This window comes from Massilia putida (assembly GCF_001941825.1).
In the GTDB taxonomy this organism is placed as follows: domain Bacteria; phylum Pseudomonadota; class Gammaproteobacteria; order Burkholderiales; family Burkholderiaceae_D; genus Telluria; species Telluria putida.
Genome location: NZ_CP019038.1, coordinates 151,996 through 172,232, shown reverse-complemented (window position 1 = coordinate 172,232; position 20,237 = coordinate 151,996). Strand labels below are relative to the sequence as shown.

Genomic DNA, 20,237 nt, shown 5'->3' with positions numbered 1-20,237 from the left:
GTAAATTCGGATGCCACGACGATTGTTCAAATTAATGAGAGGAATGCAAATGGTCCAAAACAAGGGAGTGGGTGCAGGACTGGCGCTGGTTGCTGCGCTGTTTGGCATGGGTGTGAGCGGGACGGCGTCCGCGCTGCCGGAAGTGGTCGTTGGCTCCCACTTGGTCCAGGATGCATCGACTGTGGATGCGCAAACGCAGTCAATCGACCCGGCCCAGGCAACGGCTGACGACGAAGCCGATCAGGTTGCGGCCAACGTAGCTTCAGACTCCGCATCTAACTGATCAATTCTCGTCTCAGCACAAAGCTGTGCGAACCAATAAAAGGAATGCAAATGGTCCAAAACAAGAAAGCCAGTGTCGCGCTGGCTCTGGTTGCTACGTTGCTTGGTATGGGTTTGAGTGGCACGGCGTCAGCACTGCCGGAAATGCAGGTTGGAACCCTGCCTCCGATCGTAGCCCCGACGTCGGTGAATACCGTCGACAGTGTCGTCGCCGAACCTGAAAGCGTGGATACGGCAGACACCGCTCCCTGATTTCCGCGCGTCTACCCACTTGGTATAACACCACTCCACCACTGCCGTCGGCGCACAGACGCTTTCCTGCCGGGTGCCGGCGGCACGATACGACACCCTCGAAAATAGTTGCTGAATCAACCGCGAAATCGCTTCCATATAGTTGCACTGTCGCTATAATGTTGCTGTAAATCACATTTTTCGGTCATGGTGGCTACTATCCCTCCTGAAACGACCGGGGCACCGGACGTCAGTCGTGAACGTCGTCACCCCGAACAATACGAGTATCGCCAACGCCTCGGCGAAGGCGGCTTCGGCGAAGTCTACGAAGCCTGGGACACGCGGCTGCAGCGCAGTGTTGCGATCAAGACCATCCGCCACGGCGGTTCGGCCGGCGTGGATCTCGTGCGCGAAGCGCGGCTCGCGGCATCGCTGCGGCACGCCGCGTTCGTCAAAGTCTACGCTGTCGAGGAAGACAGCGATGGCCAGTTCATCGTCATGGAACTGGTGCATGGGCGCACCCTCAAACAAGCCCTTCAAGACGATTCCGTATCACTCTCGACTGCACTCGACTGGGTAGGACAAATTGCGGAAGCGATGCGGGACGCGCATGCGTCCGGCCTTGTACACGGCGACATCAAACCGTCCAACCTCATGGTCGAAGACGACGGCCGTGTGCGCATTCTCGATTTCGGGCTGGCCTTGCGCCACGATGCGTTAGCGACCGAGACCGTGTCGCTGGGCTCGACAGTGTCCGCAGGCCAGACGGATCCCCAAGGCACGATCGCGTACATGGCGCCCGAACGACTGCAGGGCGCCACACCCGATCCACGTGCGGACGTGTACGCGCTGGGCGTCATCCTGTACGAACTGGCCTGCGGCAAGCGGCCGTTCGCGGCCTTGCACGGCCTTGCGCTCGCTGCTGCTCTTGTCCAAACTTCGTCCGATGGATGGGACTATCCAGACAGCCTGGACACTCCGCTGATCGCCTTGATTCGCGCGATGACGGCGCGGCAACCGGAGCTGCGCATCGAAGGCATGAACGAGGTGGCGCGCCGTCTGGCCGAGTTGGCGGACAATGAGGTGTCGCGAGGTACTAAGCCGCCGACCTCCGCAGCGCGCCGGCGCCCGCTGCCGCGCGCGGCAAAACTCGCTGCTGGGGCATTGCTTGCTGTCACGGTTGGCGGCATCGCATCATGGCAGGGCTTGCCTCATCTGGTGACTCTGAGGACAACGGTGCATCAGGCGCTGACCCCGTATTCTGAGGCCGTCGAAATGGAGCAAGGACTTGCCGCGCTCAGGTTGTTCGACCGTCCTGGCGCACTGGATACGGCACAGAGCCATTTCGAGCATGTCTTGGCACGTACGCCGGACAATGCTGCAGCGGCCGCCGGTATTTCGCTCGTTCATAGTGCGCGTTATGGTAGCAGCGACCGTGACGACGAGACATGGCTGCAAAAAGCTGATGCGAGCGCACAGCAGGCCCTCCGGCTGAACGACCAGCTTGCCCTGGCGTACGTCGCGCGAGCCGCAGTCCGCGAAGGACAGGGTCGCTTCGACGACGCCATCGCAGCGTGCGACCGGGCATTGCGCCTTGATCCGGCCAATGACTTCGCTTGGTACATCAAGGCAGAGACACTGAGGCGAGCGCGCCGTTATCCGGAAGCGCGCACTACGCTGATCGAGGCATCGAAGCGCTTTCCACGCGAGCATGTATTCCTTGACGAGCTTGGTAGCGTCGAGTACGAACAGGGCAATGACGCTGCAGCCGAGCGGCTTTTCCGGCGCAGTATCGCCCTTGAACCTGACGCCGTGATGGCGTACACCAACTTGGCAGCCACCCTGTTACGTGAAAACCGGGCAGACGAAGCCGCGCGAGTGCTGCAACAAGGTCTACAGTTGCGTCCGAACACATACCTATACGTGAACTTGGGCAATGTCCTATTTCTGCGTGGTGATTATCTCGGCGCTGCCGATGCGTTCAAGAACGCCGTCTCACCTGACCACGGCGACCCGGGCTCCTACCTCAACTGGGCCAATCTTGGCGACACTCTCCTCTGGATTCCAGGTCGGTTACCGGAGGCGCGACAAGCCTACGAGAAAGCACGTCGCCTGCTCGCTCCGCGCCTCGAACGTGCACCGCATGACGTCCTGCTGGTATCCCGCATGGGCTTGTATTCCGCGCGCGCGGGAGACACACCTCGCGCTCTCGAACTCGCGGCCCGTGCCGTTGCCCTCTCTCCCGATAGTGCAGACGTGCTATTCCGCGCCGGCCTTTCCTACGAACTTCTGGGCAAGCGGAAGCTCGCGCTTGACGCAATCGCCAGGGCCCTCCACCTGGGCTATCCGCGCAAGTACGTCGAAGCCGAGCCGGATCTCGTCGCCCTACGCCGCGATCCGAACTATCACGCAGATTGACGCCGAGTCCCCAACTATTCCGCAGTCCAACCGAAAGGAGCACCATGTCTCAAACCTATCAACTTACCGTTACCTACACGCAGGGCCAGACGCTCGCCACCTGGAGTCTGGACGGCACGCCGCAAGAGGATGGCGGTTCCTTCGATGTTCTGCCGGGCGACAAGGTCACTTTCGAGTTTAATGGCCCTGGCGACGTCGCCGAGTGCGTACTGATCAGTGGCCAAATGCAACCTCACTGTCACGGTTCGTCGCCATTTACTGAAGGCAACCGCATCAACCTGAAAGCGAACTCCACCGTGACCATCGGGAAGTACTCTGGCAAGTGGGGGTTCACGATATCCATCTCCGCCTACAATGGCGACGACTCGACCGCGTTCTACTATCTGTCCGATCCCGAGGTGGTCGTCGGCTCGCGTCCTTGCGACTGATCAGACACTCTCCCGCAACCGCCGCACTTCCCGCCGCAACGACTCCGTCGGCGTCTTGAGCACGACCGCGCAGCGCGCCACGTCGCCGTCGCACGCTGCCAGCGCCCCCTCGATCTCCGCAGGCGGAATGCGCTCCGCCCAGCGGATCTCGCCGTGGGCGTCGAGCAGCTTGTACATGGTCGGCCGCGAGATGCCGAGGGCGCGCGCGGCCGCCTGGATGTTCCACCCGTTGCCGGCCATCGCGTCGAGCACGTCCGCATCCGTCAGCTCGGACGGCTTGCGGCGCGGCGGCTCAGCCGCAACCGCCGCGGGCGCGGGTGCGGCTTCCACGGCAGGCATCAACCTCGCCGCGCTGCCGGACGGCGCCGGCGTCAGCCGCACCAGCTGCTCGAGCTGCGGCGCGCCGCCATGCTGCACCAGCAGCGCGGCACGCCGGAGCGTATGGCCCAGCTGGCGGATGTTGCCGGGCCAGTCGTAGCACGCAAGCTCCACCACCAGTTCCACCGGCAATACCGGCTGGGCGCCATGCGCCTGCAGCAGGTGCAAGATCAACACGCCGATATCTTCGCGCCGCTCGCGCAGCGGCGGCAGCTGGAGCGCGAATCCTTCCAGTCGGCGCAGCAAGGCCTGGTTGAACGCGGCCGCGTCCAGGTCCTGGTCGGTCGCGGCGATCAGGCGCGCGCTCGACTTGCGGTCCTGGCTCGCGCCCAGCGGGCGGTAGTCGCCGCCTTCCAGCACGCGCAGCAGCATCGGCTGGACGCTGGGCGGCGCATTGCCGATCTCGTCGAGGAACAGCGTGCCGCCGTCCGCTTCGGCGAACAGGCCGCCGCGTTCCTGCGCGCCCGTGTACGCCCCGCGCGCGGCGCCGAACAGCTCGGCCGCCGCCAGCGACTCGTTCAACGCCGCCATGTTCACCGCCACCAGCCGCGTGTGCGCCCGCTGGCCGAGCGCGTGGATGGCGCGCGCCGCGATTTCCTTGCCGGTGCCCGTCTCGCCCAGCAGCAGCACGGGAATGTCCGTCGGCGCCACCATGCGGATCTGGTCGCGCAGGGCGATCGCGGCCGCCCCCACGCCGACGAGGCCGGGTACGGGATTGTGCTTCGGGAGGCAATTCATCCAGTGCAGGCACAGCACGACGGCGCGGCCCAGCATCAGCACTTGTCCGCGCGCGACCTCGGCCGCGTCGAACCGCACCTGGCCGGCCACCGCCCGGCCGTTCAGCTCGACCGGCATGCGCGTGGCGGGCAGGTGCAGCGTGACGCCCTCGCCTTCGCGCACGATCCGCACGGGATCGCGCGAGATCGTGCCGTGGCCCAGCGGCAGGCCGGCCTGGCCCGGACGGTAGAACAGCGGCGCATAACGGTTCACTTCCAGCACGCCGGGGTCGCCGACGAACTGTTCGCCGATGCGCGCCGGGTCCGGATGCCACAGGATCGTCAGCGCGAGCAGTGGCCGCGCCGGGAGGCCTTGGGCGGACAACTGCAATGTCTGGGTGTATTCGGTGGAATCGCTCATCTGCGGTACGTCAAGGATTGCACGCTTTACATGTAAAACAACATGGCAATTTTACACGCAGAAACTCCGGAGGGCTGAAAACGAAGCCGCGCCTGCCGGAACCGCCTTGCATCGGGGTGGCACGCCGCTTGCACTACGTGTACTGCCGCCATCGGGGCGGTGCCCTTTACCGAACGTGCCATGACATTCAACTGCGCCTCCTCGCCCATCCTGCCCGTTGACGCCCGCGTCATGCTCGACGTGCACAACCTGAAAGCCCTGCGCCAGCGCCGCGGTGGCCGCGAGGCGCTGTCCGAACAGTTCCATGAGCGCCGCCAATGTCTCACGCGGGCCGCCATCAAGCGGGCCGAGTCCGGCAAACCCGTCCCCTACCGCACCGTGCGCCACCTGGCCGCGTTCTACGGCATCGGCGTCGAGTCGCTGATCGATGCCGAGCCACAGCGTCAGGCGCAGCGCGCATGGCCGGCACGGCCGGCGCCGGACCCGACGGATGTCGAACGCCTGCAATGCCGGGCCGTCATCGACGCGGTGCACGTGGCCGGACAAGGCCGGATCATCGACGTGCAGGGTGTGGCCGGCGCCGGCAAGTCGCGCCTGGTCACATTCTGCGCCAGCGACGCCCGCGCCCGCGGCTACGCCTGCGTCGTGCTCGAAGGCGGCGCCGCCGCCCCGGTGGCCCACACGGCCGCGCACCTGATGCTCGCCCTGCTGGGCCTGGACCGCGCCGCGGACGACGCCCGGCTGGCCGACCGCGTGCGCGAGTGCTGCGCCGCGCTGGCCCTGCCCGCGGTCCACATCGACGCCTGCGTCAGCCTCATCGACGCCGCGCCGGAATGGCCCCTGCCCGCGACCCAACTGCTGCAGACGGCCGCCCTGTGCGCGCTGATCCAGCACCGCGTCCGGCACAATGGCGGCCGCCGGCCGCTGCTCATCTGCATCGACGACCTGCAGAGTGCCGACTGGCAGCTCGCCATGCTCCTCAACGTGGCCGTCCCGGCGACGCTCGACTACCCCGTGCTGTGGATATTCGCCACGCGCCTGGAACCGGGCCCGACGCGCCGCCCCCTCGGCGTACGCATGGACGCGCTGGCCCGCACCACCCTGCACCTGACCCCGCCGGCCACGCACGCGGGCCGGGCCGACGCAGGCGGCGTGCATCGCCTCGGCCGCGCGGACGTCTAAGGCCCGTCCACATCGAGAACGTGGTCGCGGAAGATCGCCGGCAGCATGTCCAGCACGAGGTCGCGCCCGAGCAGGTCGGACGCGCGGACCGCGCGCGCCACCATGTCGATGTCCAGCGCGGCCAGCGCCGCCGCGGCCGACGGCGCATAACTGAGGTGCCACGGTTCCGGACACATGCCACGACGGCGCGTGCGATAGGGCCGGAAGAAACCGAAGCGGGCGGCATGCACATCGAGCCACGCGTGCAGGTGCGCATACACGCCGTCCGGCCGGGCCTCGTCCGGCAACAACCGGGTCCGGTAGCCGGGCGGCTGCGCTGCGCGGTCGAAGACGTCGATGTCCGTCCCCCAGTGACGCCGCGTCGCGCCCGGCAGGCCGGTCCAGTTGAGGATCGCGCGGACGATGTCGGGCGGCGCCAGCGCCCGGTGATCGGTCGGCCGGCCTTGGCAATCGTACAGCGTGGCCTGTCCCGAGAACTTGCGGTTCCAGTTGCGCGCCTGCGCCTCGAACGGGCGCCACGACGCGATCGGCAGCATGTCGATGCCGTCGTGCGCGGCCGCCGCCCGCATCGCGAGGAACGCGGCGGCGACTTCCGGCCGGGACGCGAAACGCGGCTGGACGTACTGGCGCACGTGCGACCGCGCGCGGCCCGTCAGCGCGAACTCGTCGAACGGTTTGCCGCTCATCGGGCGCGAGCACCGTGTTCAGCGCGTCTCGATCGCATCGACGCGGTCGGGATAGATGGCCAGGTACCCGCGGATTCCCGCCACGGCCGGATACGGCGACTCGTAGCTCCACGCCGCATTCTCCCCCTGCGGGCCGGCCGCCGTGACGGAGAAATAGGCGCACTCGCCCTTGTAGGGACAATACGTGTGCCGGTCGGTCCGCTGCAGGCGGTCCATGGCGACGTCCTCGCGGGGGAAGTACAGCACGGGCGGATAAGCCGCTTCGCGCAACGCCAGCGCGCGGTCGCTGCTGGCGATCACGGCGCCGCCGGCGCGGACGGTGACGCGGCCGCCGGCCGGGGCGATGGTGATCGGATGGTCGGGGCCCGGCGTCTTCATGGTTGTCGGCATGGCGTCTCCCGTCGTGGAACGATACGGACGCATGCTACCAGGTCCGGACCGCTAGCGCGCGGGCGCCATGCGCCGGTCGGGCAACACCCGCCTGTCGTGCGCCGCGCCGCCGGCCCGCGCCAGCGCGCGCATGCGCAGGCCGAGCGCCAGCAACAGCACACCGGTGGCGAAGGCGTACAGGCTCACGAACCACACGAGCGCCAGCGCCCCGGCGCCCGGCCGGGCGAACACGAGCGCGCCGAACACGAGCGACGCGATGCCGGCCAGGGCCAGCATCCATTCTCCCGCGACCGATCGCCGCAGCCGGATCGCGGCAAGCATGTCGAGCACGCCGACCACGAGCGCGTTCGCGCCCATGATCAACACGAGCACGAGCGCCGTCGCGGCCGGGTGGTAGGCCGCCACGAGGCCGGCGCCGATGCTGACCAGGCCGAGGATGACGGCATCCCAGCGCGTCTCCCCGCCATTCCGGTGGCGCAGAGCCCCGGCGAGCGAGGCGACGCCGCCCAGTATCGCATACGCGGCGAACAGCGCGACCAGCGACAGCAGGGTCAGCCCCGGCCAGGCAATGGCCAGCACGGCGAACAGGATGCCGAGCAGCCCGCGCAACGCCGGCACCCACCATGAACGCAAAAAAATGCTTTCCATAAGGGTCTCCCAGGCCGACATGGCGGCCGTCGTGCGGTTGGATGGCGCGACGGGTCGGCGGTTCCGCGCGGCGGGCAGACCTGCGTCAATTCCGGTGCAACCATGTCCCACGCAGGATGTGCGCATACAGCACGGCGTTCACCGCCAGCACGCTGGCGGCCAGCAGCGCCTGCATGCCGCGCGTGAGCCCGGCGGGATAGATCAGCGCCACCAGATAATGGTCGACGAAGCCGCCCGCGTAGCCCGCCGTCCCGGCCAGCAGGCGCAGGCGGTTCTCGAGCGCCGTCAACGGACAGGCGGCGCCCGTGACCTCGACCGCGATGCCCCACGCGACGGCAGCGAGATGCAGCGGCAACAGCCGGCGCCGCCGCACGACGAGGACCGCGCCCGCGACGACGAATGCGCTGAAGCCGAGATGCAGCAACAGTACCGTGGCGGCCAGAAATTGATAGCCCATGGCCCGATGATACGACGTGCGCACGTCTGATTCATCTCAAATGCATATCCGGGTGCGCCCCTAAGCTCCACTGGATCGCCGGACTGCCATCCGGCCGCACCGAGGAGATCGCCATGACGCAACGCGCAACACGCCCGACGCCGCCCACCGGCCGACACCGGTCCGCCCTGCGCCATACCCTGGCCGGCATCGCCACCCTGCTCATGCTCGCCTGGGCGCTGCCGGCGACCGCGGCCGCCACGGCGGCAGCCGGCCAGACCGGCCGCACGACGGACAGCGATACCGCGACACGGCGCCAGCAGACGGCCGTCAAGCACATCAGCGACGCCGTCGGCGTCGTGCACACGATGAGCAACGAGACCGGCATGCCCGCGTTGCTGGGCCGGGCGCGCGGCGTCTTCATCGTGCCCACCTACGGCCGCGCCGCGCTGGGCGTCGGCGGCGCCGGCGGCGCCGGAGTGCTGATGGCCCGGCGCGCGGACGGCACCTGGGGCAATCCCGCGTTCTTCGACATCGGCGGCCTCAGCATCGGCTTGCAGGCCGGCGCGGAAGGCGGGCCGCTGGCCTTCGTGCTGCTGAACCAGAAGGCCCTGGACAGCTTCCGCAACCGCAACAATTTCTCCCTCAGCGCGGACGCCGGCCTCACCGTCGTCAACTTCGCCCGCATGGCCCAGGGGTCGACGGCGGGCGACGTCGTCGTGTGGTCCGGCAACAAAGGCCTGTTCGGCAATGCGGCCACGGTCGGCGTCAACGACGTCCGCTACAACCAGCGCCTGACGGAGGCGTATTACGGCAAGCCGATGACGGCGCTGCAGGCGATCGACAGCACCGAGACCAACGCCCAGGCGGACGCCTTGCGCAAGGTGCTCGGCAGTCCGCCGGCGCCCGCGGGCAGCAGCGCCAAGGCGCGCGGCCACTAGCGGAGCCGCCGCCTCAGGCCCGTGGCCGGCCGCGCCGTGCCGCCATCAGGCCGTCGCCGGCCACCGCCATCGGCAGCAGCGTGGACGGCTCGGGCACAGCGATCACCGCGCTGAACGCGTTGGCGACGGAGACGGTCAGGCGACTGTCCGCCGGCGCGTCGGGATGCAGGTCGATGGTGCCCAGGTTGCCGTCCACGCTGATAGTGCGTGTCGTCGAACAGCGACCAGCTGAACGTGCTGCCGTCGGCGCGCGCCGGACAGGAACCCGACGTCGAAGCCGAAGCGGCCGCCCAGCTGGATCGCCTCGTACCAGTCGCCGCCGCCGGCAGCGCTCGTGAACGTCAGAGCGCCCGCCGGGCCGACCGTCACGGACTCAGTCGCCGCGGCGCTCCCCAGCAGCGCGCCGGCCAGGTTGCCGACGGTCGCGCTGGCGGGCGTGGCGCCGCCGACGCCGAGGAAATCGAGCCCCAGGTAAGCGGTGCCGGTGCCCAGCGCGGACGTGCCGATGTCCACGTGGTGATACTGCGCCATCGGCGTGGCGACGAACGGCACCGCGTGGGCGCTACCGCTTGGCAACGCCAGCGCCCCCGTCTATGCCATCGCCACGATGTATGCGCCCGCGTTGCGGCGCAACGCGTTCGACCTCGGATGTGAATGGTTATGCATGGTTGTCCTTATCGTTTGCTCACCAAATCGATGTGATGCCGTCGACGACACCGCCTTTGCCTCCACTGTCATGTTATCGATCTCATCCCGAGCTTAGCACGGCAACAGGAAGTCTGGAGCAGGGTTGTTATCATTACCTCTGACTGCTGTCATTGCGACCCATGCGCTTATGCATGGGGCATCTCGAGCATCCGGAACCGGCCGATGCCAAACATCTTGAGCAATTCGACGTCATTTGTTATCGTTAACGTTCGCCGTGACGTCGATGCCGTCACGGCGATCTCCCTGCGGGTACGTTCCAAGCCCGTATTCGACCTGCCTCGTCAGACGGGGCAGGTTTTTTTTGCCGGGGAGCCCAGTCACCACGCGCCCGGAGGTTTGACTTTCCGAAATAGCCTGATATGATTGTTATCGATAACTGCCCCAAGCAATGAGGAGACCCCGGTGTTCGAAAAAACGTATTACGCCACGCACCCCGACATGATGGCCGGCACCAGCAACGAGGAGCTGCGCCAGCGCTATCTGATCGACCGCATGTTCGCCCCCGGGGCCGTCACCCTGAACTATTGTCACGACGAGCGCTTCGTCATCGGCGGCGCCGCGCCCCTCGACGCGCCACTTGCCCTGCCCGCCCCTACCCAACCGCCGTCCGCCGCGGGCCAGCCGTTCCTCGCGCGCCGCGAGCTGGGCATCATCAACGTGGCCGCCGGCACGGGCCGCGTCACCGTCGACGGCCACGCGTTCGAGCTCGCGCCGCGCGACGGACTGTATGTCCCGATGGGGAGCGGCGACGTCGTGTTCGAATCGCCGGACGCCGTCAACCCGGCCCGTTTCTACCTCGCGTCGACGCCGGCCCACGTGCGCTGCGAGCTCGCCAAGATCACGCATGCGCAGGCGATCCCGCTGGAGCGCGGCAGCCCCGCGTCGTCGAACGAACGGACGATCTACCAGTACGTGATCCCGGGCGTGTGCAAGTCGGCGCAGCTGCTGCTGGGTCTCACGATCCTCAAGACGGGCAGCGTCTGGAATACGATGCCGCCGCACGTGCACGAGCGCCGCTCCGAGGTCTACTTTTATTTCGACCTGCGGGACGACCAGCGCGTGTTCCACTTCATGGGCGAACCGGATGCCGCGCGCCACATCGTCGTCGCCAACGAACAGGCCGTCGTGTCGCCGCCGTGGTCGATCCACATGGGGTCCGGCACCGCGAACTATGCCTTCATCTGGGCGATGGGCGGCGAGAACCTCGACTACACGGACATGAACGTCCTGGACATCTGCCAGCTCAAATAAGGATTCCCATGCATGACCTGTTCAACCTCGCCGGGCGCACGGCGCTCGTGACCGGCGCCAACACGGGCCTCGGCCAGGGCATCGCGGTCGCGCTGGCCGAGGCCGGTGCCGACATCGTGACGGCGGGCCGCAGCGCCGCGGCTGAGACGGGCGCGCGCGTGACGGCCCTCGGCCGCCGCTTCCTGGACGTGCGGGCGGACCTGTCGACCACGGGTCCAGTGCGCGACGTCGTCGACGCCGCGATCGGGCTGAACGGCCGGCTCGACATCGTCGTCAACAATGCCGGCATCATCTTGCGCGCCGACAGTCTCGACGTCGAGGAGGCGGACTGGGATGCCGTGGTCGACACCAACCTGAAATCCGTGTTCTTCCTATCGCAGGCCGCGGCGCGCCACATGGCGGCGCACGGCGGCGGCAAGATCGTCAACCTCGCATCGCTGCTGTCGTTCCAGGGCGGCATCCGCGTGCCGGCCTACGCGGCGAGCAAGAGCGCGGTCGCGGGGCTCACGCGGGCGCTGGCCAACGAATGGGCGCAGCAAGGCATCAACGTGAATGCCATCGCGCCTGGCTACTTCGACACGAACAACACGGCGAACCTGCGCGCGGACCCGGTCCGCGCGCCGGCGATCCTCGCCCGCATCCCGGCCGGCCGCTGGGGTGAGCCGCGGGACCTGGCCGGCGCCGCCGTGTTCCTGGCCAGCCGCGCCAGCGACTACGTCCACGGTATCGTGCTGCCCGTCGACGGCGGCTGGCTCGCCCGATGAGCGCCGCACCCGACATGGCGGAGCGCATCGTCTGCTTCGGCGAGATCCTGCTGCGGCTCGCCGCGCCGCCGGGCCAGCCGCCAGGCGCGGCCACCGTCGACGCCGGCACGGGCGGCGCGGAAGCGAACGTCGCCGTCGCGCTCGCGCTGCTCGGCCACCGCGCCGCGATGGTCAGCGTCCTGCCGGACAATGCGCTCGGCCGGGCCGCGTTCGAGAGCCTGTCCGACCACGGCGTCGACACGTCCGGCATCCGGCTGCAGCCGGGCCGCATGGGCCTGTATTTCCTCGAATCCGGCGCCGCCGCGCGCCCGGCCGACATCATCTACGACCGCGCCGGCTCGGCCTACGCGCTGGCAGACCCCGACCTGTACGACTGGCCCGCGCTGCTGGACGGCGCCGCGTGGCTGCACGCATCCGGCATCGCGCCGGCCGTCGGCGACGGACCCGCGCAGGCCGTGCTGGCCGCGATGTGCACCGCGCGCGCGGCGTGCGCGTCGCGTTCGACGGCACGTACCACGCGCCGCAGTGGGCGGAACGGGGCCGGGACGGCGCGCCGCCGCTGCTGGACGCCATGCGCCAGGCGGACGTCCTGTTCGCCGGCCCGCGCGACATCGCCCTCGTCCTGGGACGCCCCGAACTCGCCGATCCGGCACGCGAAACCGACGTGGCACGCACCGCATTCGCCGCATTCCCGAATCTGGCGCTCCTCGCCTGGACGCGGACGATCCGGCACGGCGCCGGCGAACACGAGTTGACCGCCGTCCTGCACACGCGCACGAACGCCGTTACCGGCGGCAGCTACCGGCTGTCGGGCGTCGTCGACCGCGTCGGCACGGGCGACGCTTTCGCGGCCGGGGTGCTGCACGGGCTGCAAACCGGCATGGCACCGGCCGACACCGCCGGATTCGCGCTGGCCGCCGCGGCGCTGCAACATGCGGTCACGGGCGACGCCGGCCTCGCGCGGGCGGAGCGGAGGCACGCGTGACCGGTAGCTGGCGCCTCATGTGGGACCACGGGAGCGCGGAAGTGCAGTCGCTGGGCGCGATGCTCGGGCCCCTGCGCCTGTCCCTCGGCGACGAGCGCGAGCTGGACATCATGCACGTCGCGCCGTGGGCCGGCATGACGCGGGCCGGCAGCCTGCCGGGCCTCATGCGCCGCCTGCGCGGCGAGTGGCCCTGCGTGCCGTTCGGCTGCACGGAGCCACCCCAAGGCCTGCCCGCCGCGTGGCGCACGCATGCGCCCGGCGATGGATGGACCCACGGCTACGCGGCGAACCATCACTGGCGTTGCGTGTCCGCAGACGACCGGCGCATCAAGCTCGCCATCGATTACCCGCCGGGTTCTCCGATCGAATACATGGAGCGCGAGATCGCGGCCGATGCACACGCCCCGGCCGTCGACGTCGTGCTGCGCATCTGGGCGCGCCGCCCCGCCTTGCTGCCCGCGGGCCTGCACCCGACGTTCCGCCTGCCGCCGGCGGCGGGCCGGGTGCGGGTGATCCTCGGGTCCCACGACGGCATTTTCAGCTATCCGGCGCAGCCCACGGGCGCCATCTCGCGCCTGCTGGCCGACACGCGGTCGGCGTCGCTGGCCAAGCTGGCCGGCGTGGACGGCGCCGTCGACCTGGCGTACCTGCCGCTCGCCGTCCCGGCCGAGGAACTGTTGCAGGTGCGCGCCATCGGCTGCGCCGGCGCAGCCGCGCCGCTCACCCTGCACTACCTCGACTACGACGCGTGCGTCGGCCTATGGTGGGACACGGCGCAGTTGCCCGACCTCCTGCTCTGGGTGAGCAACGGCGGGCGCATCCACTTTCCCTGGATGAGCAACCACCTGGCGCTGGGCGCCGAGCCGGTCAACAGCCTGTTCGACCTGGGCCGCGTCGCCACGGCACCCGCCGGCCACCCGCTGGCGGACCGGCTGGGCATCGCGATCGCGCCGGACGCGCCGTGGGAGACCCGCTACCGCATTGCTGCCTGGCCCCAGGCGGCTTCCACCAATCCCGACTGAACACCACGCCATGGCACCCGACTTCCGCTCCTCCGCTTTCCCGCAGGGCCACATCGCCGCCACGATGCGGTTCTATCATCCGCGCTGCATCGACCGGGGCGGCGGCTTCTATCACGTCTTCCGCGACGACGGCACGGTGTACGACCGCACGACGCGCCACCTCGTCAGCGGCACGCGCTTCGTCTTCGACTATGAGATGGCGTACCGGCGGTGCGGCGATCCGGAATACCTCGAGGCCGTGCGCCACGGCGTCGCCTTCCTGCGCGACGTCCACCGCGACGCGCACACGGGCGGCTACGCGTGGCAGCTCGCGTGGAATGGAACACGCAAGGACGTCCTGGACGGCGGCAACCATTGCTACGGCCTCGCCTTCGTCGTGCTGGCGTATGCGCACGCGCTGCAGGCCGGCGTGCCCGAAGCGCGCGAGTACCTCGCCGAGACCTTGGGGCCGATGGAGGCGCGTTTCTGGTTGCCCGACCATGGCTTGTACGCCGACCAGGCCAGTGCGGATGGGTCGACGCCGGACACCTACCGCGGACAAGTATTTCTGGGTGCAGGCCGAAAGCTTGGCGGCCGCCGCGCTGCTCGCCGTGCGCACCGGGAATCCAGCCTACTGGGACTGGTACGACCGCATCCGGGCGTACAGCTGGCAGCACTCCGTCGACCACGAGCACGGCGCCTGGTACCGCATCCTCAGCCAGGACAACCGCAAGCGCTCCGACGAAAAAAGCCCGGCCGGAAAGACCGACTATCACACGATGGGCGCCTGCTACGACGTACTGCGCGCGCTGGAGGCGGGTCGAGACCGCCCTTGACTTCCCGGCGCCCGGCAAACAGTATCTGGCGACGATGGCCGTGGCCGGCGCAATAACGATAGCGACGACGATCGCAAGGAGACAAACATGGCAACGCGACAAACGCACTTCCGCTTCCTGTGCGGCTTCATCTTCATTTACTTTTTTGCGCAGGCGATGAGCATCTCGCTGCTCGCCGTGTGGCTGCACTCGACCTTGCGACTGTCCGGCACCGAGACGGGCACCGTCTTCGCGGCCAATTCCATCGCCGCGATGTGCTCGCAGCCCCTGTACGGTTTCGTGTCCGACCGCGTGGGGACGCGCCGCAACATCTTGTGGACGGTGGCAGCGCTCGTCGCGCTGTCCGGCCTGTTCTTCCCGCTGGTCTATGCCCCGCTGCTGAAGACGAACGTCCTGCTGGGCGCGGCCGTGGGCGGGCTGTACCTGGGCATCACGTTCATCGCGGGCAGCTATGCCATCGAGTCCTACGTCGACCGCATCGGCCGGCGCGACGGCTTCGAATACAGCCGCGTGAGACTGTGGGGGTCGCTCGGCTTCGCCAGCGCCGCCGCGTTCAGCGGCCGGATCTACAACGTCGACCCGGGCATCAACTTCGCCCTCGCGTCCATCGCGGGCCTGCTGATGGTGATGCTGCTGGCCGCGTGGCGCGCAGGCCCCACCGGCGCCGACGTCCGCGCCAAGGAAGGCGTCCGGCTCGGCGAGGCGCTCGCGCTGCTGCGCATGCCGGGATTCTGGCGCTTCATGGTGTTCATCCTGGGCGTGACGAACCTCTACCAGGTGTTCGACCAGCAGTTCCCACGGTATTTCGCGTCGCTGTTCCCGGACGCGCAGACCGGCGTCGCGATGTTCGGCTACCTGAATTCGGTGCAGATCTTCCTCGAGGCGGCCGGGCTGTTCCTCGCGCCGCTGCTGGTGCGCCGCATCGGCGCCAAGCATGGACTGATGCTGGCCGGGACCATCATGCTCGTGCGGATCGCCGGTTCCGGGCTCGCCGCCGGCCCCGTCTCGATCTCGGCGATGAAGCTGCTGCATTCGGTGGAACTGCCGATCCTCGCCGTCTCCATCTTCCGCTACATCGCGTGCCACTTCGACAACCGCTTCGCGTCGACCGTGTACATGGTCGGCGTGAGCTTCGGCCACTCGCTGGGCGTGGCCGCGCTGTCGCGCCTTGCCGGCCACGGCTACGACCTGCTCGGCTTCCCCGTCACGTACATGTCGATCGCGGGCCTGGGCCTCGTCTTCCTTGTCCTGTCGGCCTTCTTCCTGCTGCCGACGCCGCCGGAGACGGGCCGCCGCGCCGTCGCCGCCGACACCCTGAAACATCAAGGAGAATCCGCGTGTCCCAACCCCTGAACCCGGCCCCGCCGGAGCCGCTGAACACCGGCGCGCTGCCGGCCCACTGGAACACCGATGTCGACAAGGCCGTCATCGACCGGGCGATCGCGCGCGCGCTGGCATCCGTCGACCGCAACCTCGCCCATTTCGGCGATGCGTTCCCGACGCCGTCGTCGAAACAGGGCGTATACGCCGCGATGGACAATACGGAATGGACGAACGGCTTCTGGACCGGCATGCTGTGGCTCGCCTACGAACTGACCGGCGCGGCGCGCTACCGCGACGCGGCCCTGCGGCACGTGGCGGGCTTCCACGCGCGCCAGCGGCAGCGCATCAACGTCGACCACCACGACCTCGGCTTCCTGTACAGCCTGTCGTGCGTGGCCGGCTGGCAGCTGACGGGCGACCCGCTGGCGGCGCAGGCCGCCCTCAGCGCGGCGCGGCTGCTGCTGGAACGCTACCTGCCGGGTGCCGGCATCATCCAGGCGTGGGGCGAACTCTCCGACCCGGCCCAGCGCGGGCGCATGATCATCGACTGCAACCTGAACCTGCCGCTGCTGTACTGGGCCAGCGACCACTCGGGCGACCCCGCGTTCCGCACCGCCGCCGACCGCCACATCGACGCGGCGGCCCGCCACATCGTCCGCGCCGACGGCTCGACGTTCCACACCTTCTTCTTCGACCCGGCCAGCGGCGCACCGCTGCACGGCAAGACGCACCAGGGCCATGCGGACGATTCCTGCTGGGCGCGGGGCCAGGCCTGGGGCATCGCGGGCTTCCCGCTCGTCTACCGCCACAATGGCGACGGACGCCTCGTCGACCTGGCGAAGGTCCTGGCGAACTACTTCCTGAACCGCTTGCCGCAGGACGGCATCTGCTATTGGGACCTCGTCTTCACGTCCGGCCCGGAGCCGCGCGACAGCTCGGGCGCCGCGATCGCCGCGTGCGGGCTGCTGGAACTGGCGCGGCACCTGCCGCTGGCCGACCCGCTGCGCGCCCGCTACGAACGCGTGGCCGCCGGTATGGCGGCCACGCTGGCCGCGGACTACGCCGACACGAGCGGCAGGCCCGGCGCCGGCCTGTTGAAGCACGGCGTGTATCACAAGCCGAACGGCGTCGGCGTGGACGAGGCCTGTATCTGGGGCGATTACTTTTACCTGGAGGCGCTCGTCCGGCTCACGCGCACGTGGCGCCCATACTGGTAATGATCACTCGACCGGCTGCGTCGACTCGCGCTCGACGAGCGTGTACGGCATCAGGCGATGCTGCGGCATGTACGACTGGCCGGCACGGCGCGAGCGGATGTGTTCCACCAGCAGCGCCACGGCGTTGCGCGCCATCTCGGTGATCGGTTGGTGAATGGTGGTCAGCTCCGGCCAGACGGTCGTCGCGACGGGCGTGTCGTCGAAGCCGCAGACGGCGATATCGTCCGGCACCTGCAGATGCATCCCGTGCGCGACGGCGATGACGGCCGCCGCCATGTCGTCGTTGCTGGCGAAGATCGCGGTCGGCCGCGTCGGCTGGGCCAGGAGCTCGCGCGCCGCCAGCAGCCCGGACCGGTAAGTGAACATGCCCTGCGCCACGCGCTCGGCGGGCACGTGGTGACCGGCTTCGCGCATGGCCTCGATGAACGCCTGGTAGCGCAGCTGGGCCGGCGTGTGTTCCGGGTCGCCCTTGATGAAGCCGATGTCCGTGTGGCCGAGCGCGAGCAGGTGCTTCGTCATCGTCAGCGCGCCTTCGTAGTCGTCGATGCGCACGGCCGACATCTGCGGCGACGGCTTCGCGGTGGCCACCGCCACGGACGGGATGCCCAGTTCCCCCAACTGTTTCAGGGCGGCCTTGTTGTCGCACAGCGGCGGCGGCACGAGGATGCCGTCGGCGCCGTCCGCGATCAGCCGGTCGATCGCCTTGCGCTGGCTGCGCAGGTTGTCGCAGTTCTCGAGGATCAGGTGGGCGCCCGTCTGGCTGCACTCGCCGAGGGCGCCGACCAGGAACGCGCTGAGGAACGCCGCGCTGGGGTTGCTGTACAAGAGGCCCACGCGCAAGGTGCCGATGCGCGCCGCGCGCGCCGCCACGTTGACCTGGTAGTTCAATTCCTGGATCGCGCGGTTCACCTTTTCCCGCGTCTTGTCGCTGACGCTGGCGTTGCCGTTGATGACACGCGAGACGGTCATCGCGGAGACGCCGGCCTTTTGAGCCACGTCCCATACCGTCGCACCGCCCGTCGAGCGGTCGCCCTGCTTGGATTCACTACTCATTGAATTATTGTCCTGTAGTCTGCCGGCCCGGTTTTGTTATCGATTTCAAACAATGCGTTCTCCATCACATGATACCGCCGGGCCAGAGGATACGCCACTTCTGACAATCAGTCATGGCGAACGCGGCCTTTCCGAGCCCGCGCTGTGCGGCAGGAATTGCCTTGATTGCGTCTATTCGACAATGCTACCATGAGATCGATAACAACCCCAAGTTGGAGACCCCACGTGCCCGCCACGCACCTTCGACACCCGGCCGCGCGCACGCGGATCGCGGCCGCTATGCTGCTCGCCCTGACCGCCGCCGCGGGATGCCGCACCGTCGCGCAGCCCGCGCCCGCCGCCGACGACACCGCGGCCCCGCCCTGGATCGCCGACCTCGGCGACGGCCGTTACCGCAATCCGGTGCTGCATGCCGACTATTCCGATCCGGACGCGATCCGGGTCGGCGACAAGTTCTACATGACGGCATCCAGCTTCAACAACGCACCCGGCCTGCCGCTGCTGGAATCCCCCGACCTCGTGAACTGGACGCTCGTCGGCCACGGGCTGCCCCGCCTTCTTCCTGCAGCCGAGTTCGACCGTCCGCAATACGGCAAGGGCGTGTGGGCGCCGTGCCTGCGCTGGCACGACGGCCGCTTCTGGATCTTTTATCCCGATCCCGATCACGGGGTGTATGTGACGACCGCCGCACGCTTTTCCGGGCCCTGGAGTACGCCGCGGCTGCTGCTGCCCGGACGCGGCATCATCGATCCCGCGCCGCTATGGGACGACGACGGCAACGCCTACCTGCTGCACGCGTGGGCGAAGAGCCGCGCAGGCATCAACAACGTGCTGACCCTGCGCCACATGGACCGCGAGGCGACGCGCATGCTGGACGACGGGGGCAAGATCGTCATCGACGGCTCGCGCTACCCCGGCTATCACACGGTCGAGGGTCCGAAATTCTACAAGGCGAACGGCTATTACTACGTGTTCGCACCCGCGGGCGGCGTGGAGATGGGCTGGCAGGCCGTGTTCCGCTCGCGCTCGATCGACGGCCCGTACGAAGTGCGCCGTGTGCTGGACCAGGGCGACACGCCCGTCAACGGCCCGCACCAGGGCGCGTGGGTCGATGCCCCGGACGGCAAGAACTGGTTCGTACACTTCCAGGACAAGGGCGCGTACGGCCGCGTCGTGCACCTGCAGCCGATGCGCTGGGAAGACGGCTGGCCGGTCATCGGCGCACCCGGACGCACGCAGGGCACGGGCGAACCCGTGATCACGTACACGAAACCGGTCCAGGGCTACGGCCCGGCTGCGCCGGCGACGAGCGACGCCTTCGACGGTGCCGACCTCGGCCCTCAATGGCAGTGGGGCGCGAATCCGGCACCCGGCTGGTATTCATTGACCGACAACCCGGGTCACCTGCGCCTGGCCACACAGGTCGTCCCGGAGGCGGACGGCTTCGTGCGCGCGGCCGGCGCCATCCTCACGCAGAAGGCCCCCGCGTCGCGCTTCATCGTCGACACGCATGTGCGGCTGGAAGGCGCGGTCGACGGCGACCGCGCGGGCCTGATCGTCAACGCGATGCAGTACACGTGGGTCGGCCTGCGCCGCAGCGGTGCCAAAACGGAACTCGTGCGCACCGTGTGCGGCCCGTTCGGACCGCGCTGCCGCGAGGAGTCGACCGTCGTCCTGGCCGATGCGCCGGACGCGCTTTACCTGCGCATGTCGATGAACGAAGGCGCGTTCGTCGGCTTTTCGTACAGCCTGGACGGCCGCACGTTCAAGCCCGCGGGCGACGCGTTCCCCGTCACGCGCGGCACGTGGGTGGGCGCGCAGGTGGGCCTGTTCAGCGTCGGTTCGCGGGCGCGCGCGCAGCCGTCGTTTCTGGAAGCGGACTATTTCAACCTGACGGCGCCGGACGTCGGACCGTACTGACATTCTCTGACCATGAAGGCGG

The 20,237-nt window shown here is 68.6% G+C and carries 21 protein-coding genes and 2 pseudogenes; 15 read left to right on the top strand and 8 right to left on the bottom strand.

All coding sequences use genetic code 11. From position 1 onward, the window contains the following. Positions 1 to 43: 43 nt before the first annotated feature. The 4 genes from BVG12_RS03175 (at position 44) to BVG12_RS03160 (ending at position 3,359) form a co-directional block, all read left to right on the top strand. A complete protein-coding gene (locus BVG12_RS03175) occupies positions 44 to 283 on the top strand; it encodes a hypothetical protein (protein ID WP_075791153.1) in 240 nt (79 codons plus the stop codon). 50 nt (positions 284 to 333) lie between these two features. Beyond that, the gene (locus BVG12_RS03170; RefSeq protein ID WP_075791152.1) at positions 334 to 534 is read left to right on the top strand and encodes a hypothetical protein; all 201 of its coding nucleotides are present in this window, start codon (positions 334 to 336) and stop codon (positions 532 to 534) included. A 186-nt stretch (positions 535 to 720) separates the two neighbouring features. After that, positions 721 to 2,931, top strand: a complete 2,211-nt coding sequence (locus BVG12_RS03165) for a serine/threonine-protein kinase (RefSeq protein ID WP_075791151.1) — start codon at positions 721 to 723, stop codon at positions 2,929 to 2,931. Positions 2,932 to 2,975: 44 nt separating this feature from the next. Further along, a complete protein-coding gene (locus tag BVG12_RS03160; RefSeq protein ID WP_075791150.1) occupies positions 2,976 to 3,359 on the top strand; it encodes a hypothetical protein in 384 nt (127 codons plus the stop codon). On the opposite strand, the gene BVG12_RS03155 is transcribed toward BVG12_RS03160, so the two are convergent. Next, positions 3,360 to 4,874 carry a sigma 54-interacting transcriptional regulator gene (locus BVG12_RS03155; RefSeq protein ID WP_075791149.1) on the bottom strand — a complete coding sequence of 505 codons (1,515 nt, stop codon included), beginning with the start codon at positions 4,872 to 4,874 and terminating at the stop codon, positions 3,360 to 3,362. Between the two features lie 180 nt (positions 4,875 to 5,054). Here BVG12_RS03155 and BVG12_RS03150 point away from each other — a divergent pair, with 180 nt between their 5' ends. After that, entirely contained in the window at positions 5,055 to 6,056 is a 1,002-nt protein-coding gene (locus BVG12_RS03150; RefSeq protein WP_075791148.1) for an ATP-binding protein, read from the top strand. On the opposite strand, the gene BVG12_RS03145 is transcribed toward BVG12_RS03150, so the two are convergent. The 4 genes from BVG12_RS03145 to BVG12_RS03130 all read right to left on the bottom strand — a co-directional run bounded on the left by BVG12_RS03145 (position 6,053) and on the right by BVG12_RS03130 (position 8,237). Continuing rightward, positions 6,053 to 6,742, bottom strand: coding sequence for a M15 family metallopeptidase (locus BVG12_RS03145; protein ID WP_075791147.1), 690 nt, complete (start codon positions 6,740 to 6,742; stop codon positions 6,053 to 6,055). The genes BVG12_RS03150 and BVG12_RS03145 overlap by 4 nt on opposite strands. An 18-nt stretch (positions 6,743 to 6,760) precedes the next feature. Beyond that, positions 6,761 to 7,132, bottom strand: coding sequence for a DUF427 domain-containing protein (locus BVG12_RS03140; protein WP_075791146.1), 372 nt, complete (start codon positions 7,130 to 7,132; stop codon positions 6,761 to 6,763). A gap of 51 nt (positions 7,133 to 7,183) precedes the next feature. After that, a complete protein-coding gene (locus BVG12_RS03135) occupies positions 7,184 to 7,780 on the bottom strand; it encodes an HdeD family acid-resistance protein (protein WP_075791145.1) in 597 nt (198 codons plus the stop codon). Between the two features lie 85 nt (positions 7,781 to 7,865). Beyond that, the gene (locus BVG12_RS03130; RefSeq protein WP_075791144.1) at positions 7,866 to 8,237 is read right to left on the bottom strand and encodes a DUF2784 domain-containing protein; all 372 of its coding nucleotides are present in this window, start codon (positions 8,235 to 8,237) and stop codon (positions 7,866 to 7,868) included. A gap of 113 nt (positions 8,238 to 8,350) precedes the next feature. Between BVG12_RS03130 and BVG12_RS03125 the strand changes: the two genes are divergently transcribed. Next, on the top strand, positions 8,351 to 9,157 hold the full coding sequence (locus BVG12_RS03125) for a lipid-binding SYLF domain-containing protein (RefSeq protein WP_075791143.1): 807 nt from the start codon (positions 8,351 to 8,353) through the stop codon (positions 9,155 to 9,157). A 13-nt stretch (positions 9,158 to 9,170) separates the two neighbouring features. Here BVG12_RS03125 and BVG12_RS34460 read toward each other — a convergent pair whose 3' ends face one another. Further along, positions 9,171 to 9,263 carry a PEP-CTERM sorting domain-containing protein gene (locus BVG12_RS34460; RefSeq protein ID WP_169926789.1) on the bottom strand — a complete coding sequence of 31 codons (93 nt, stop codon included), beginning with the start codon at positions 9,261 to 9,263 and terminating at the stop codon, positions 9,171 to 9,173. Positions 9,264 to 9,292: 29 nt separating this feature from the next. Continuing rightward, complete coding sequence (locus BVG12_RS34455; protein WP_169926788.1) at positions 9,293 to 9,733, bottom strand: NF038129 family PEP-CTERM protein; 441 nt, start codon at positions 9,731 to 9,733, stop codon at positions 9,293 to 9,295. 534 nt (positions 9,734 to 10,267) lie between these two features. On the opposite strand from BVG12_RS34455, the gene kduI reads away from it, so the two are divergent. From kduI to BVG12_RS03080, 8 genes and pseudogenes are all read left to right on the top strand, one after another. Beyond that, entirely contained in the window at positions 10,268 to 11,116 is an 849-nt protein-coding gene (gene kduI / locus BVG12_RS03110; RefSeq protein ID WP_075791140.1) for a 5-dehydro-4-deoxy-D-glucuronate isomerase, read from the top strand. Positions 11,117 to 11,124: 8 nt separating this feature from the next. After that, positions 11,125 to 11,880, top strand: coding sequence for a 2-dehydro-3-deoxy-D-gluconate 5-dehydrogenase KduD (kduD, locus tag BVG12_RS03105; RefSeq protein ID WP_075791139.1), 756 nt, complete (start codon positions 11,125 to 11,127; stop codon positions 11,878 to 11,880). Beyond that, positions 11,877 to 12,350, top strand: a pseudogene (locus BVG12_RS35970) (PfkB family carbohydrate kinase); the annotation flags it as partial. The gene kduD and the pseudogene BVG12_RS35970, both read left to right, overlap by 4 nt. Then, positions 12,281 to 12,865, top strand: a complete 585-nt coding sequence (locus BVG12_RS35965; protein ID WP_267877474.1) for a PfkB family carbohydrate kinase — start codon at positions 12,281 to 12,283, stop codon at positions 12,863 to 12,865. The pseudogene BVG12_RS35970 and the gene BVG12_RS35965, both read left to right, overlap by 70 nt. Then, on the top strand, positions 12,862 to 13,887 hold the full coding sequence (locus tag BVG12_RS03095; protein ID WP_156895519.1) for a hypothetical protein: 1,026 nt from the start codon (positions 12,862 to 12,864) through the stop codon (positions 13,885 to 13,887). Before BVG12_RS35965 ends, BVG12_RS03095 begins: the two co-directional genes overlap by 4 nt. Positions 13,888 to 13,897: 10 nt before the next feature. Beyond that, positions 13,898 to 14,702 (top strand): annotated as a pseudogene (locus BVG12_RS03090) (AGE family epimerase/isomerase). Between the two features lie 87 nt (positions 14,703 to 14,789). Beyond that, complete coding sequence (locus BVG12_RS03085; RefSeq protein ID WP_083684471.1) at positions 14,790 to 16,055, top strand: oligosaccharide MFS transporter; 1,266 nt, start codon at positions 14,790 to 14,792, stop codon at positions 16,053 to 16,055. After that, a complete protein-coding gene (locus BVG12_RS03080; RefSeq protein WP_156895518.1) occupies positions 16,040 to 17,242 on the top strand; it encodes a glycoside hydrolase family 88 protein in 1,203 nt (400 codons plus the stop codon). The genes BVG12_RS03085 and BVG12_RS03080 overlap by 16 nt, the downstream gene beginning before the upstream one ends. Before the next feature lie 3 nt (positions 17,243 to 17,245). On the opposite strand, the gene BVG12_RS03075 is transcribed toward BVG12_RS03080, so the two are convergent. Then, positions 17,246 to 18,295, bottom strand: a complete 1,050-nt coding sequence (locus BVG12_RS03075; RefSeq protein ID WP_075791137.1) for a LacI family DNA-binding transcriptional regulator — start codon at positions 18,293 to 18,295, stop codon at positions 17,246 to 17,248. Positions 18,296 to 18,520: 225 nt separating this feature from the next. Here BVG12_RS03075 and BVG12_RS03070 point away from each other — a divergent pair, with 225 nt between their 5' ends. Then, positions 18,521 to 20,215 carry a glycoside hydrolase family 43 protein gene (locus BVG12_RS03070; protein WP_229503787.1) on the top strand — a complete coding sequence of 565 codons (1,695 nt, stop codon included), beginning with the start codon at positions 18,521 to 18,523 and terminating at the stop codon, positions 20,213 to 20,215. The last annotated feature ends 22 nt before the right edge of the window (positions 20,216 to 20,237 follow it).

What these genes read in the sequence shown, in the direction of transcription:
- BVG12_RS03175 (WP_075791153.1), top strand. Translation starts at nt 44, where the DNA reads ATGCAAATGGTCCAAAACAAGGGAGTGGGTGCAGGACTGGCGCTGGTT.
- BVG12_RS03085 (WP_083684471.1), top strand. Translation starts at nt 14,790, where the DNA reads ATGGCAACGCGACAAACGCACTTCCGCTTCCTGTGCGGCTTCATCTTC.
- BVG12_RS03150 (WP_075791148.1), top strand. Translation starts at nt 5,055, where the DNA reads ATGACATTCAACTGCGCCTCCTCGCCCATCCTGCCCGTTGACGCCCGC.
- BVG12_RS03155 (WP_075791149.1), bottom strand. Translation starts at nt 4,874, where the DNA reads ATGAGCGATTCCACCGAATACACCCAGACATTGCAGTTGTCCGCCCAA.
- BVG12_RS03160 (WP_075791150.1), top strand. Translation starts at nt 2,976, where the DNA reads ATGTCTCAAACCTATCAACTTACCGTTACCTACACGCAGGGCCAGACG.
- BVG12_RS03135 (WP_075791145.1), bottom strand. Translation starts at nt 7,780, where the DNA reads ATGGAAAGCATTTTTTTGCGTTCATGGTGGGTGCCGGCGTTGCGCGGG.
- BVG12_RS03165 (WP_075791151.1), top strand. Translation starts at nt 721, where the DNA reads ATGGTGGCTACTATCCCTCCTGAAACGACCGGGGCACCGGACGTCAGT.
- kduD (WP_075791139.1), top strand. Translation starts at nt 11,125, where the DNA reads ATGCATGACCTGTTCAACCTCGCCGGGCGCACGGCGCTCGTGACCGGC.
- BVG12_RS03130 (WP_075791144.1), bottom strand. Translation starts at nt 8,237, where the DNA reads ATGGGCTATCAATTTCTGGCCGCCACGGTACTGTTGCTGCATCTCGGC.
- BVG12_RS03145 (WP_075791147.1), bottom strand. Translation starts at nt 6,742, where the DNA reads ATGAGCGGCAAACCGTTCGACGAGTTCGCGCTGACGGGCCGCGCGCGG.
- BVG12_RS03075 (WP_075791137.1), bottom strand. Translation starts at nt 18,295, where the DNA reads ATGAGTAGTGAATCCAAGCAGGGCGACCGCTCGACGGGCGGTGCGACG.
- BVG12_RS03170 (WP_075791152.1), top strand. Translation starts at nt 334, where the DNA reads ATGGTCCAAAACAAGAAAGCCAGTGTCGCGCTGGCTCTGGTTGCTACG.
- BVG12_RS03140 (WP_075791146.1), bottom strand. Translation starts at nt 7,132, where the DNA reads ATGCCGACAACCATGAAGACGCCGGGCCCCGACCATCCGATCACCATC.
- BVG12_RS03125 (WP_075791143.1), top strand. Translation starts at nt 8,351, where the DNA reads ATGACGCAACGCGCAACACGCCCGACGCCGCCCACCGGCCGACACCGG.